This window comes from Anaerobacillus sp. QJM3NY_32, from assembly GCF_056173645.1.
Genome location: NZ_CM149684.1, coordinates 1,243,707 through 1,256,646, shown reverse-complemented (window position 1 = coordinate 1,256,646; position 12,940 = coordinate 1,243,707). Strand labels below are relative to the sequence as shown.

At 39.2% G+C, this 12,940-nt stretch carries 16 protein-coding genes; 6 read left to right on the top strand and 10 right to left on the bottom strand.

Annotated features, from left to right (window positions below; all coding sequences use genetic code 11):
* Window positions 1-285: 285 nt before the first annotated feature.
* The 6 genes from AC0VYH_RS06780 to AC0VYH_RS06755 all read right to left on the bottom strand — a co-directional run bounded on the left by AC0VYH_RS06780 (window position 286) and on the right by AC0VYH_RS06755 (window position 4,083).
* On the bottom strand, window positions 286-741 hold the full coding sequence (locus tag AC0VYH_RS06780; protein ID WP_475373528.1) for a GNAT family N-acetyltransferase: 456 nt from the start codon (window positions 739-741) through the stop codon (window positions 286-288).
* A gap of 49 nt (window positions 742-790) precedes the next feature.
* Window positions 791-1,387, bottom strand: a complete 597-nt coding sequence (locus tag AC0VYH_RS06775; RefSeq protein ID WP_427391774.1) for a DJ-1/PfpI family protein — start codon at window positions 1,385-1,387, stop codon at window positions 791-793.
* A gap of 360 nt (window positions 1,388-1,747) precedes the next feature.
* The gene (locus AC0VYH_RS06770; RefSeq protein WP_475373527.1) at window positions 1,748-1,948 is read right to left on the bottom strand and encodes a helix-turn-helix transcriptional regulator; all 201 of its coding nucleotides are present in this window, start codon (window positions 1,946-1,948) and stop codon (window positions 1,748-1,750) included.
* Window positions 1,949-1,954: 6 nt separating this feature from the next.
* Window positions 1,955-2,482, bottom strand: coding sequence for a DUF6773 family protein (locus AC0VYH_RS06765; RefSeq protein WP_475373526.1), 528 nt, complete (start codon window positions 2,480-2,482; stop codon window positions 1,955-1,957).
* A 21-nt stretch (window positions 2,483-2,503) separates the two neighbouring features.
* Window positions 2,504-3,223 carry a hypothetical protein gene (locus AC0VYH_RS06760; RefSeq protein WP_475373525.1) on the bottom strand — a complete coding sequence of 240 codons (720 nt, stop codon included), beginning with the start codon at window positions 3,221-3,223 and terminating at the stop codon, window positions 2,504-2,506.
* The gene (locus AC0VYH_RS06755) at window positions 3,220-4,083 is read right to left on the bottom strand and encodes an ABC transporter ATP-binding protein (RefSeq protein ID WP_475373524.1); all 864 of its coding nucleotides are present in this window, start codon (window positions 4,081-4,083) and stop codon (window positions 3,220-3,222) included. The genes AC0VYH_RS06760 and AC0VYH_RS06755 overlap by 4 nt, the downstream gene beginning before the upstream one ends.
* A gap of 318 nt (window positions 4,084-4,401) precedes the next feature.
* Between AC0VYH_RS06755 and AC0VYH_RS06750 the strand changes: the two genes are divergently transcribed.
* From AC0VYH_RS06750 to AC0VYH_RS06730, 5 genes are all read left to right on the top strand, one after another.
* Complete coding sequence (locus tag AC0VYH_RS06750) at window positions 4,402-5,112, top strand: response regulator transcription factor (RefSeq protein WP_475373523.1); 711 nt, start codon at window positions 4,402-4,404, stop codon at window positions 5,110-5,112.
* Entirely contained in the window at window positions 5,109-6,482 is a 1,374-nt protein-coding gene (locus AC0VYH_RS06745; RefSeq protein WP_475373522.1) for a sensor histidine kinase, read from the top strand. The genes AC0VYH_RS06750 and AC0VYH_RS06745 overlap by 4 nt, the downstream gene beginning before the upstream one ends.
* 89 nt (window positions 6,483-6,571) lie before the next feature.
* On the top strand, window positions 6,572-7,600 hold the full coding sequence (locus AC0VYH_RS06740) for an ABC transporter permease (protein ID WP_475373521.1): 1,029 nt from the start codon (window positions 6,572-6,574) through the stop codon (window positions 7,598-7,600).
* Window position 7,601: 1 nt separating this feature from the next.
* Complete coding sequence (locus tag AC0VYH_RS06735; protein WP_475373520.1) at window positions 7,602-8,282, top strand: ABC transporter ATP-binding protein; 681 nt, start codon at window positions 7,602-7,604, stop codon at window positions 8,280-8,282.
* A 269-nt stretch (window positions 8,283-8,551) separates the two neighbouring features.
* Window positions 8,552-8,860, top strand: coding sequence for a heterocycloanthracin/sonorensin family bacteriocin (locus AC0VYH_RS06730; RefSeq protein ID WP_475373519.1), 309 nt, complete (start codon window positions 8,552-8,554; stop codon window positions 8,858-8,860).
* Between the two features lie 321 nt (window positions 8,861-9,181).
* On the opposite strand, the gene AC0VYH_RS06725 is transcribed toward AC0VYH_RS06730, so the two are convergent.
* The 4 genes from AC0VYH_RS06725 to AC0VYH_RS06710 form a co-directional block, all read right to left on the bottom strand.
* On the bottom strand, window positions 9,182-9,553 hold the full coding sequence (locus AC0VYH_RS06725) for a DUF948 domain-containing protein (protein ID WP_475366947.1): 372 nt from the start codon (window positions 9,551-9,553) through the stop codon (window positions 9,182-9,184).
* A 386-nt stretch (window positions 9,554-9,939) separates the two neighbouring features.
* The gene (locus AC0VYH_RS06720; RefSeq protein WP_475373518.1) at window positions 9,940-10,563 is read right to left on the bottom strand and encodes an HAD family hydrolase; all 624 of its coding nucleotides are present in this window, start codon (window positions 10,561-10,563) and stop codon (window positions 9,940-9,942) included.
* 55 nt (window positions 10,564-10,618) lie between these two features.
* Window positions 10,619-10,966 (bottom strand): hypothetical protein, encoded by a 348-nt coding sequence (locus tag AC0VYH_RS06715; protein WP_475373517.1) that lies wholly within the window; start codon window positions 10,964-10,966, stop codon window positions 10,619-10,621.
* Between the two features lie 121 nt (window positions 10,967-11,087).
* The gene (locus AC0VYH_RS06710) at window positions 11,088-11,555 is read right to left on the bottom strand and encodes a GNAT family N-acetyltransferase (protein ID WP_475368688.1); all 468 of its coding nucleotides are present in this window, start codon (window positions 11,553-11,555) and stop codon (window positions 11,088-11,090) included.
* 342 nt (window positions 11,556-11,897) lie between these two features.
* Between AC0VYH_RS06710 and AC0VYH_RS06705 the strand changes: the two genes are divergently transcribed.
* Complete coding sequence (locus tag AC0VYH_RS06705) at window positions 11,898-12,932, top strand: TDT family transporter (protein WP_475373516.1); 1,035 nt, start codon at window positions 11,898-11,900, stop codon at window positions 12,930-12,932.
* The last annotated feature ends 8 nt before the right edge of the window (window positions 12,933-12,940 follow it).

The window sequence follows — 12,940 nt, the reverse complement described above, 5'->3', positions numbered from 1 at the left end:
TTTATATCACTTCTACTAACTACCCTTGTCAGGAGTAAACTAACCTGGATTTTATTGTTTCCATCAAGAGGAGCATAAAAACATAAAAAAAACTCCAGCGGCCCATACAGGCTACCCTGTTTTATACGATTATCTTATCGATGAACGCTTTTTCGTATTTCCTAAAAAGGAAAATTACTCTGAATTAATACAAGATGCCACCCTACAACGAAAAGAAGTGCTAATTGACTGAACCATTAGCACTCCTTTTACTTCTCTCTAAATGACACATCATAGAAAACAATCTTACATCTCCAAACTCATAAACACACTATTCGGATCTTCCCTATACCCCGCAAACGGCTGACACTCGTGAAATCCGAAGCTTGCATACAAACGCCTGGCCGGCTGAAAGACTTCCATTGAACCTGTTTCAAGACTCAACCGTTCGTATCCACGCGCTTTCGCTTCATCAATAACGTGTTGAAGAAGTCTTTTTGCGACACCCTTTCTTAGATGAGCAGAAGCTGTTTTCATGGACTTAATCTCAGCGTGGAGGCTGTTCAATCTTTGAAGCGCTACACATCCAATTAAGTCACCCGCTTCCCAAGCACTCCAAAACGTAATCTCAGGCTTCCGTAACCCCTCTAGATCCAGCGCATGCTTACTTTCCGGTGGAGAATGCTTTTGCATACTTTGGATATGGTCATTCAATAATTCAGCCACTTCAGGTCCGCTTAAATCATCTACTTTAATCTCCACTGAATTCACTCCTTTATCGGTACATTGCTCGCTTTTCATGATAAACAAATCACTCAATCGTAATATCATATTCCATTTGTTTCGCTGTCTTTAATGCGACTTCCTTACCATGTAGCCGAGCGATCATATGGAACGACAAATTGATACCTGCAGAAATGCCCCCTGATGTTAAAATCGAACCTTCATCAACGAATTTCACATTCCGTTGAACGGAGACCTCTGGAAATTCCTCTTCTAATCGATCAAGATCCATCCAATGAGTTGTCGCTTTTCTTCCATCAAGCACACCTGCTTTCGCCAGCAGCAAAGCTCCCGTACAAACCGATGTCATCAACTCCACTTTTGAGTTCTGATCTTGAATCCATGCAATTATCCGAGGATTGTTGATTTCAATCTGTTCAGCGCCATACCCACCTGGAATAATGACGATATCAAACGAAGGGTGGTCGTCGAAACCATAATCGGGCTGCACGTTTAATCCATTACGCGCCGTAACCATTCCCCCATTTTCTGAGATCGTTTTAACCACAAAAGGCTTTTCGTTCGACTCTAGTAAAGTTGTAATCGAAAATACTTCAAAGGGACCCGCAAAATCCAAGACTTCTACTTCATGAAACAGTAAAATACCAACAAGACGCTGTCGCATTTGTTTGACCTCCATGATCAATCGATTTCCTTTTCGATAGATTAACTTTACTATATTATGAGGTGGCATTTCTGATAAAATAACCGGATACGGAAAAAATAGTTCCGATTAAGAGGAGTTGTTTCATTCTGAGTGAATTACTTTTATCAAAAAAATTTATACCTACATACTTTATCGTCGCGATCTTCGTCATTCTCTTATACCGCACAATCGGAAATTCATGGTTCGAGGCGTTACTCGTCAGTTTTCCTTGTTTTCTTGTAGGCATTATTTCGCTTGCCCAAAATTTCGGTAAGAAAACAAAATAAGACTAAAAAAGCTACGTTACACTACACCTCGTAGAATAACGTAGCTTCTCTTCTATTCAGGATCCATCCAAAACAATTCATCAAGGGACTTCTCTAACGCCCAACAGATCGATAAACAAAGCTGCAGCGTAGGGTTATATTTCCCTAGCTCAATCAGTCCAATCGTCTGTCTCGACACGCCAACCTTTTTGGCAAGCTCTTGCTGGGAGAGATCGTGCTCCACTCTTGCCATTTTTAATCTCACATTCTTCACAATTGATCACCGCACATCTTCATCATCCATCTCTTCCAATTCCTGCTCATTTGTCTTATCACTTTTATACTTCGCTACCGCATAGGGTACCACCATTATGACAAATAAGACAGGAATGTAAATCATTAAGCACCCTAATAAAATACTGAGAAAAAAATAAAATGTTTCCTCAGCACCTTCTCCATACTTCAAAGAGTTTCTAACCGCAAGGAAAAGAGAAAACCCCACTCCCAAGAGAAGACTGATCAAGAAATTCCGTTTACTAAAGCTCACCTTACTCGATCGATCGTGCATCTCTACCTCATCTGAGAAAATTCCAAGCATCGTTGATCGTATAAGATAATACCCAGAACTGGCACTAAAAATAATAATCTCCGTCCATACATGCTGTATTCCGCCCTCAACCAGAAACTGTTTATACAAAACTGATAGAGCACAAATCACCACAATAAGAATATACATTTCCCGGTAAATCTTATTTTGAAGAGTCGTCAGCCGTTCGTCTTTCTGCTTTTTCTTAAACCCGAATCCCATAGGAATCCCTCCTGCTCTTTTCTAATAATCTATTTTCGGTAATCGGTAATAAGCGAACGCAAATAAGAGCAAGCTTACAATCGCGGTTACACTAATTTCAAGGCCACCTAACGCGAGAAACGGCAGCTGATTCGGCAAGCTATAAACCGGTGCATACGCAACGAGATCCTTCACAAAATCAGGAACCGCATCGACCTGAAACACGATGCCAAGCAATCCTGGTAGCACTAAAATCGTAACGAGCGACAGGATTAACAGCTGCATCACCTTTTGATAATACATTGAAATCACTTGAAAAAGTAAGGTGAAAAAGACGCCGAATAACACATACTGAAGTAAAGCTTTGCCTACATCCGCTAATGAAAAGGCCTGACCATTTAATTCATGATTCACAAAAAGCAACGCCGCGCACCCAAGTCCGTACACCAACGACACACTCGTGATGACAATCACGCGTGACACCAAAAATATAATCCGATCTTGAGCTGACGTAAACAGTAGATAGATCGTACCGTAATGCAGATCAGCAATAACGATTTTTGCACAATACACACCAAGCGCAACCGTTGCAATGCCGGAATATAACCCTGACACATTCTCAGGTTGAAACGGGCCATCCATCTGATAAATCGAATAGATAATCCCTCCCCCGAAAACGAAGGAAAACACAATCGACAAGAACAATGGCAAACTAACTAGATTACGTTTCATCTCAAGCTTTAGATATTGTCCAACATTCACTTCGCTTCACTCTCCATATGCTGAAAATAAAAATCTTCAAGCGTTTCCTTTTTCCTTTTCACATCCGTAGGATAAAGATCATGATGACTTAACGGTTTCAGCACCTGCTTCATATTTCCATCATACTGAAACGAAATGACATTCTGATTTCGCCTCACTCCTTTATACCCACATAACAAATGCTTTGCCTGTTCAACGTCTTCTTCTAAGAACGTGAGTGCGAGAATCTCTCCACAGCTTTGTTCCCTTGCATATTCGTTGATCAGTCGACCGCCTTTAATCACATAAACCCGATCGCTCATATTCTCAACGTCTTCTAAAATGTGACTCGAAATCAGAATGCCAATATCTCTTTCTTTCACTAATCGCTTTAAGTATCCAAGGATATTCCGAATCCCATCCGGATCCATGCCGTTCGTAGGTTCATCTAATACGAGATAATCTGGGTTTGAAATTAACGCAAGCGCAATTCCAAGACGCTGCTTCATACCAAGAGAATAATGCTTCACCTTTTTTGATAAGTACGATTCCATTCCAAGAGACTGCACGATTTCGTCCATCTGGAAATCACTTCCTCCATACAAAGCACGGAAATAGCGGATGTTATAACGCCCGCTTTTGTTCGGAAAGAACTTCGGCTTTTCGATTAAACTTCCAACTGAGCTACGATCACGAAACGCTAGCTTTCCATCATATTGCACGATAATACCAGCGATAATTTTCATCAGCGTTGTCTTTCCCGCACCATTTGGCCCGACCAGTCCAACAACCTCTCCTTTTCGTAGCGTGAAATCAATGTCTGTAAGTGCTCGCTCTTTCTTATTGAACGTCTTCGAAAGATTACGCATTTCAATACTCATCGTCATCCCCCTCTACTTTTATTAATCTACATCATATCCTTCTTTTTCCATTATATATTATTAACGTCATTTTGCAATATATATTATTCATTTAGACGTACTTAGTTTTCTTTCCTCAAATAAAACAGTTGTTGGATGTGAAAATAAAAAAAGAATGCTTGAGCTAAGCATTCTTGAGAGAGAATGAATGAGACGATTCAAAAAAAGAATAGAGGCTAGGAAAAAATGATTCCCACTCCCACGATGTCGACCATTTAAAATTCTTTTGGTATCTCTTATTCGTTAATCTCCTGTTCATCTTAACGGTGTAAAATATGTATGAAGAAGTCCGGTCGTACAGAAAGGGTGAAAAACGTGATTTCCATTTTAATTATCGATGACGATCCGCACATTTTAAATCTTGTAGAGGTTACTTTAAGAGATGTTGGATTTTATACATACAAATCAAAGAATGGTATAGAAGCTTTGGCTCTATTAGAAGAAGTGACAATAGATCTCGCTATCGTGGATGTGATGATGCCTGGAATGGACGGATATACACTTACCAAAAAGATAAGAGATACGTATGACATTCCAGTTATCTTATTGACAGCCAAAGGGGCTCTTCATGATAAAGAACAAGGATACACGGCTGGAACTGATGATTATATCGTCAAACCGTTTGAACCGAAGGAACTGATTTTTCGTGTTCAGGCCGTCTTAAGGCGATACGATAAACCCAGTCACTATATGATTCAATTAAATGATGTGAAAATTGATAAAAGAAATTTCGAGGTGCAAATTGGGAAACAACACTTGCTCATGCCTTTAAAGGAGTTTGAGTTATTAGCCCTGTTAGCTTCTCGACCAAACCAGGTTTTTAATCGAGATTACCTAATTGAACATATATGGGGAATAGATTTCGAAGGAGATGAGAGAACGTTAAATGTTCACGTAAAAAGGGTCCGTGAACGCTTAGGCTCAGTCACATCCACCATTAAAATTGGCACCGTTCGTGGCGTAGGATATAAGTTAGAGGTAACCTCATGATGAAGTCTTTATATGCTAAATTTTTGATAACAACGTTGTTCATTATGTTGATGAGTTCTCTTATTGGTTTTTTTATTGCGAATGCCTACTACCAAAATAACTTAAAGCCCGAAAATGACGCTAAGAACATGGAGATCGCAATCAAAGTAGCCGAATACTCAGAAACACAGAAAGATCTTGAAGAGTACCTTGACCACACAGCTTCAACAGGATACCAAGTCTTTTTGATTGGTCAAGGTGAAAGTCGTTTTTTTGGAGGCGCATTTGATGAAAAGAATTTGTCATCAGAAGCTGTCGAAACTGTCATTGATGGTGAGCTCTATCATGGCATGAGAGAATTCCCCAAGAAAACGTTTGTGACAGGATTTTTCGCAAATGAGCTGAAGAATTCAGTCGGTGTTCCTCTAACCTACGACGATAAACAGTATGCTCTTTTTATGCGACCAAATATTAAGCTCTTATTTAGTGAAGTTCACCTCCTTTTAGGATGGATGGTTTTAGCGATCTTTATCTTAAGTTTAGTGGCAGAACTTATCTGGTCTGCGATGCTCATCCGCCCGATTCGCAAGTTATCTCATGCAACGAATAAAGTCAGGGAAGAAGGATTTGATGTACACTTAGACATTCATCGAAAGGATGAGATTGGTCAACTCGCACAGAATTTCAAGGATATGATCGCACGGCTTGGGAAATTAGATAAACTGCGAAAATCGTTTGTATCAAATGTATCCCATGATATTCAAACGCCTTTGTTGAATATTCAGGGGTATAGTCGTTTATTACAAAACAACGCGCTTTCGGAAGAAGACAGAAGTGATTACTTAAAGGTGATCCAAGAGGAAACAGAACGCATGTCCATTCTATCCAAACAGCTCTTAACCCTATCCTCTCTTGAACCAAAAGAGAATATCCTGTCTAGAAAACCCTTTGAATTATCTGTTCAATTAAGAAGTCTTCTGCATCGCTATCATTGGCTTATAAATGAAAACGATCTTTCATTGACCTATTCTCTTGACGATGTCAGCTATAATGGAAATTCAGAACTTTTGTATACCGTTTGGGAAAACCTTTTAACCAATGCGATTAAATATAATCAACCAGGCGGGTCGATCGAGATCACGTTGGAAGAGTTACATGATCAAATTGAACTAACATTTAAAGATACGGGGATAGGCTTAACATCCGATGAAAAAGAACAAATCTTTGATCGCTTCTATCGTGCCGACTTAGCTCGAACGAGAACAAAGCAGGGTACAGGCTTAGGATTATCCATTGTAAAAGAAATTATCGAGCTTCATAAGGGGCAAATTCACGTCGATAGCCAACTAGAAAAAGGAACGACATTTACAATCATCCTTCCACGTTTGTAATGATTTATTAACCTTTTGTTCACTTACCTGATTTAAAGTAATCAGTGTAAGGAACGAAAGGTTTTTCTTATAGAAAGGAATGATGGTAAATGAATATGGCTTGGAAAGAAATGAAGAAAAATAAATCAAAATTCCTCATTGTAGGCTCCATCGTTTTACTCATTAGTTTGGCGACGTTCATTATTTCTGGTCTAGCAAATGGATTATCTCAAGACAACGTATCATTGATCAAAAACATGCCAGATGGCACATTTTACATGAGTGAGGATTCGAATGAGTCCTACACCCAATCTCATCTAGAAGAAAAGACACACCATCAAATTCTTGAGAATGATAAGAATGCCTTCGCTTTTTCACTTCAAATGGGGTCACTAAAAAAAGAATCAGACAACCAACAGAGCGTGGCTTTCCTCACTTCTACGGATACAACACTATTTCAAAATGTAGATAGTGGAGAAATCATCCTCGATAGCTCGTTAAAAGACGAAGGTATTAAGGTCGGTGATCAACTATCCAGTCCACTGTTTCGAGGAACCTTTGAGGTGATTGATTTTGTAAGTAACAAAAAATTCAACCACTCACCCGTTGCATATATCAATCAAGAATCATTTAACAACATGTTTCGAACAAACGAATCGCAGCTCATCTATCGTCCTCATACAACGGAGGAGATCAATGGTTTACAGTCATTTTCTAAAAATGAATTTCTATCTACCATTCCAAGTTACCAGGCTGAGCAAATGACGCTTAATATGATTGTTTGGTTTCTAGTTGTGATTAGCGGCATGCTGTTTGCCATTTTCTTTTATATGATGAATGTCCAGAAAATCGGCATGTACGGCATACTCAAAGCCTTAGGGATTCGGACGAGTGACTTGTTCAAGATGATCTGGAGTCAGATGGCGCTTATTACAATGACAGCTCTTATCGTTTCTGCATTGTTTAGCCAAGTTTTTCAAATGATCGCTCCAGACAGCATGCCTTACCACTTATCTCTCACAACCACGATTCAACTATCTTTCGTCTTTGCGATTGTTGGATTCTTAGGATCCACTCTATCAGGCTTTCAAATTAAAAAAATTGAACCTTTGCAAGCCATTCAACAAGGAGAGGCTTAACATGACTCAATTACGATTAGAACAAGTAAGAAAGTCGTTTATTAATGGAGAAACGGAAGAAGAAGTGTTAAAAGGGGTGGATTTGTCACTTGAGAAAGGTGAAGTAACCACTTTAATAGGTTCTTCAGGTTCTGGAAAAAGTACATTGCTAACAATAGCGGCTGGCCTTCAACCTCTCACAAGTGGCCAAATCCTATTTGAAAATCAGAATTTAGCAGAATTGCGTTCAGAACAAGTAAGAAAAATCAGAGCGCGTCATTTCGGTTTTGTGTTTCAATCGTCTCATCTTGTCCCTTTTCTGACCGTTGAAGAACAACTTTCAATGATGATGGACATTGCTGGAATGAAAATAACGAAACATGACAAAGAAAAACAGATAAAGAGAATACTAGAAAAGGTTGGCATGACTCATCGTCTAACAGCCTATCCTTCCTCTTTATCTGGCGGAGAAAAACAACGAGTCGCTGTAGCACGCGCTATCATCCATAAGCCCAAAGTTCTGTTTGCAGACGAGCCAACAGCAAGTTTGGATTCCATAAGGTCACGAGATACGATGGAATTGATTCAACAACTAACGAAATCTCAAGATATGACGACATTAACGGTTACGCATGATGAAGAGATGTTAGTCTATGCGGAGCATATCGTTAAAATGAGTGATGGAAAAATAATGAATCCATAGTTTCTGGTGAAAAATGATAACAGGCAGAGCCGATACTCTGCCTATTTTTCTAACAACAACATCGACTAAGAACACAACCTTTTCAATTGTCCTCCTCTCTTTTTGTTCCAAAAGCTCTCGGCTCCCACTAGTTTGTACCGATGTATTCCGCTCCTTAATTAGGAACATTACCCAGTCACTCTACATATTTTGTTGGAGAAAGTGTTTCACTAGATAATCGACTAGGATATTCAAACCATTAGAAAAGAACGTCGGTGGAGGTGACATAAATGAATCAATTTCAAAATGATCTTCAACACTTAGATGTCGGAGAATACCATGCCCAAAATTTAGTACCATGTGAGCAAGTCAACTATCATACAAATGTTGATCCAAATGATTCCCGCTTAATCGGGTTTGTTTGCTATGGCTGCTTCCGATGCGCTGGATGCGCGGGTTGTGCTGGATGTGCGGGGTGTGCCGGATGCGGCGGCGGCTGCGCGCGTTGTGCTCGATGCGCTGGATGCGGCGGTTGTGCCGCAAGATGTGGAGGTGGCGGTCGTTGCGGTGGAGGCGGTGGTCGTTGTGGTGGACGCTGATCGGATCAATTCCTAACATAAAATGAAATTGGATTGATTTTAATCACGCTTTTGATAAACGAATTACATCATAAGCTAAAACCCCACAGAAAAGAGCTTAGAGGCACAATGCTTCCAAGCTCTTTTTCATTTCATTAAAGCTGCATGACCGTTGTACAGGACTAATGATATAGTGAACAGCCTAAAAGTCTCTATACAATATAGATAAATCCTAGCCTCGGAAGCTCATAAATTTAAAAAGAGACCGGTTTGGTAGTGCACCCCGCAAGTTAGTTTTAATTAACTTTCAGGGGTCACTACCTATTCCCAGTCTCTTTCTCCTTATTTCAATTTAATGTGCACTGGCTTACTTTCCTGTGTATGGATGGTTTTCTTACGGTTCTTCTGCAGTGCCGTTCTTTTTATTGAGCTTGTTACATCGTGTATCATATCGCCCACATCATGAGCGGACTCGATTAAGGGGTCAACGGCTTCCATTTTCCCTTTTACATCAACCGAAATTTCATTGGCTTTATGAATCAGTTCCTCTGCTTCATCTGAAATGCCGTTTACAGAATTCCGGACGCCAGACAGCGTCTCCTTTGTTTCTGCCAATGTTGTCATAACTTTTCGTAATGTTAACACCAAATAGACGACAAGAACAATAAACGCGATGGCTACAAGGGTAACACTCCACTCAATTATTGAGACCACCTCCCTTCTTTTCTCTAAGTCTATGAAGGTGGGGGTTAGGACATTCCTTTATTGGAAACAGATGAAATTTATCAATGTAAGATAGGTCAAAATGACCTGATTCTAGAGGGTACCAGTCGCCATAGCTGGAGAGTTCTAAAGGATTAGCAGTCTCTTAAATGCAGTGCCTACCGTTTAAACTGTAGAACACGATATTTCTTATTCAAGATGAGCGATCTAGACTAAAATAAAAGCAACTTTCCTCAAGAAGACGCATTTTTGAAAGTACGTTTTTCTGATTGAACTATTAACTTTGCGTATTTTCTCCATCGCTATACTTGATGTTCCGGAGAGTATCATTAAACTTAGCTCCCGAGAATTACAAGGCTATTCCTCATAAGGCCCCTTTAAGATCCATATAATTCCACCAACTCTTCAAACCTATCTATAACCTCATCATATTCACTTACCTCTCCAAACCCATACTTTGCATAAACAAAAGGTATCCCAGCATATCTTGATGCCTTTAAATCACCTTCTGTATCGCCTATATATATAGGATTAGTTAGGTTGTTCCTTTCGATAATCAAGTTAATATTTTCCCCTTTAGATAGCCCGGTTCTCCCTGGATTCTCAAAGTCCGAAAAGTACTCGCCTAAGTTATGAAACTCATAAAACGATTCGATGTATCCATCCTGGCAGTTGCTAACGATATATAGTTTGTATTTCTTTGAAAGTAAACTAAGGACATCCTCTACCTTATGGAAAAGTTGGCCCCCTTGTTTCTTTAAGTAATGCTCCTCGGTATTTAAACACTCTTGCATCACTTGGTCACGCACTTCCTTTGCCAAATGCGGAAACAATTTTTCACTAATGTCGTGCACTTGTAGCCCCATAGTTCCTTCAAAATCAGTTCGGGTTAGTTCTCTGCTAATTTGACTATGCTTCTTGATGCAGCCATTCCACGCATCAAGTACAGTATCAATCGGATCCCAAATCGTTCCGTCTAAATCAAAAATAATACTATCCATATTTAGATTCACCTCTCGAAAAATTAAAAATTTCTATTTCAGTGGAATGAATTCCTTACATATTCGTTATGCCATTAATGAAGATGCTAAATAATAAGCTGATTGCTGTAAAACCAGCCACTGAAATTGAAAAAACTTTGTTACTTTTAAACTCATAGTTCGCTATTATTAACCCTGCGACACATAGCACTACCCATGCAGGCATAAATAGGGCATCTGCTATATTCACAGGTAATAATGCGTAACCATTTGATAAGAAAAACCCCCAGTGTAAAACCAACAAACCTACGATAACATAAGAGATTTTTCGAGGTGGTTTTCCTTTTTCATTTTTTCTAGCAGCTCTAATTGGAGTAACGATAAACGTCAAAATGGCAATAGTTCCTAAAACCATTAAAAACACTAGTGAAAACCCGATAATAATCAATCCCTTATTGATGATTTATTCAACCAATTTGCTCTAAACGTACGTTTAGCGCTTACCTTTTAATCAGCAAGCGCTTCTCTATTCTTTAACTAGCCGTTTAGATAAACCCTCTCATTCTTATCACTGTTCCATCCAACTCTAAACCCATCTCTTCCATACCAAGTTTATGGTAAAACCTTAATGCAGATGGATTTGACGGTGATACTCTCAAGTGAAATTCTTTAAGATTTTGATTCGCAAAATAATTGGAAGCGTATTTGTGTAACTCTTTGCCTATACCGCTCCCTCGGCTTTCTGGGACTAAATAGTATAAATTCACATAGCCAATTTTCCTACCTTCATATTCCTTTACAGTTAATTCTAGCTGTCCGATGATTTCAGCATCTTTTTCTACCATAACGAAACCGCCTGGAAATTCATTCACCTTATTTTCTAACCAATTTAAGTATTTATTTTCATCTCCAAAGTTTGTTAAATCTCCAAAACTCACTAGAAAGGAATCCTTACGAAACGTTATGACTTCTTTACGATGTTTAGCTATATTTATGGTTTTATAATTTAACACCTGGATTCACCTCTTTCTTTCGATATCAAAAGAATAAATCCGGAATGATTCCATAAATCAAAAATTCAATCGTATCTTGGGTAGTAATATCCTTATCCTTTACCCAAGAAATTGTCATATGAGCTAACATCATCCCTAACCTCAATACCAATTATTTCAAATTATAGTCATTTACTCAATCTCTATTTTCATAAAAAGAAATCTCTTATTCAGATCGCTTTCACCTTTGATAGCTTTTGAAATCAACTCGATCCGAGTTAAAAACCTCAGAAAAAATCCTTTTGAAATATGCCAATAAGCTATATCATGGAACTCGTGACCAATAAGAAACGAGTGATTTTTATGAAAGCAAACATAAAGAGAAGAGAAATTCATCCGGCATCGGGCGCGATACTAATGGCACTTGGGATTTTCCTCTATGCAGACGTCGAGGCTTTCCCTCTCATTGCACGGAATTTTGGTGGGATGTTACTCATTGGCGTTTGGCTAATTAGTGTGGGCTTATTATCTTCATTAATGCTACAGTTTTCTCGTAGAGAATGGAGGGAAACAGTCCTCCACCATCCCGTTCGTTTTTTTATGATGGGGACGTGGGTTGCGGGGATATTTGTTCTTTGTCAGGTAACGTTAAAGTATTTTCCTGAATCATTTTACGTCATTCAAATACTTGTCATTTTAAATACATTTCTAAGCTTCCTGTTCTTAGGCGGTAGCCTTATTCATTTTTATTCTCTATTGAAAGAACAATCCACCTCTTCTATACATGGAATTATTTTGCTATCAACTGTGACGACTCAAGCCCTTGTCGTTACATGGGCGAAGATGTTTTCCTTACCTCTTGAGGTTCTATTATTCGGTGTGATTTTAGGTGGGCTTTTCTATCTATGTGGAATTTGGTGTTTAAGCTTACGTTATTTGCGCGGAAGAAACTGGTCGTTGAAAGACGATTGGAAGAATACAAACTGCATTCTTCACGGGGCATTATCGATCACTGGATTAGCACTCGTGTCCACTCAGGCTTTGTCGGCAACTAGCCTTCTCTTTATATGGATAGCGGTTCTTCTTATCTTGCTTAGCGTTGAAACGATCGAAATCATAAGAGCAGTCAAGAGAGTTCAAGCATTCGGTTGGAGAAAGGGGTTATTCACGTATGATGTGAGTCAGTGGTCGAGGAACTTTACGTTTGGGATGTTTTACGCTTTTTCGATGGCAATGCCAGAGCGACAAAACTCGATAGCTTTTATCGATCTGTTTCAGCATCAATTTTTACTTCTGTGGAGCTGGGTTGTTTTTCTTCTTCTTTGTGTGGAGATTTTCTTATGGGTGGGGGCGACTTCCTTTTCAATGAGAGAAAAGGAGCCTACTATCTTGCAGTAATGAAGTGA

What these genes read in the sequence shown, in the direction of transcription:
- AC0VYH_RS06775 (WP_427391774.1), bottom strand. Translation starts at nt 1,387, where the DNA reads ATGCGACAGCGTCTTGTTGGTATTTTACTGTTTCATGAAGTAGAAGTC.
- AC0VYH_RS06765 (WP_475373526.1), bottom strand. Translation starts at nt 2,482, where the DNA reads ATGGGATTCGGGTTTAAGAAAAAGCAGAAAGACGAACGGCTGACGACT.
- AC0VYH_RS06755 (WP_475373524.1), bottom strand. Translation starts at nt 4,083, where the DNA reads ATGAGTATTGAAATGCGTAATCTTTCGAAGACGTTCAATAAGAAAGAG.
- AC0VYH_RS06750 (WP_475373523.1), top strand. Translation starts at nt 4,402, where the DNA reads ATGAAGAAGTCCGGTCGTACAGAAAGGGTGAAAAACGTGATTTCCATT.
- AC0VYH_RS06745 (WP_475373522.1), top strand. Translation starts at nt 5,109, where the DNA reads ATGATGAAGTCTTTATATGCTAAATTTTTGATAACAACGTTGTTCATT.
- AC0VYH_RS06740 (WP_475373521.1), top strand. Translation starts at nt 6,572, where the DNA reads ATGAATATGGCTTGGAAAGAAATGAAGAAAAATAAATCAAAATTCCTC.
- AC0VYH_RS06735 (WP_475373520.1), top strand. Translation starts at nt 7,602, where the DNA reads ATGACTCAATTACGATTAGAACAAGTAAGAAAGTCGTTTATTAATGGA.
- AC0VYH_RS06730 (WP_475373519.1), top strand. Translation starts at nt 8,552, where the DNA reads ATGAATCAATTTCAAAATGATCTTCAACACTTAGATGTCGGAGAATAC.
- AC0VYH_RS06720 (WP_475373518.1), bottom strand. Translation starts at nt 10,563, where the DNA reads ATGGATAGTATTATTTTTGATTTAGACGGAACGATTTGGGATCCGATT.
- AC0VYH_RS06705 (WP_475373516.1), top strand. Translation starts at nt 11,898, where the DNA reads ATGAAAGCAAACATAAAGAGAAGAGAAATTCATCCGGCATCGGGCGCG.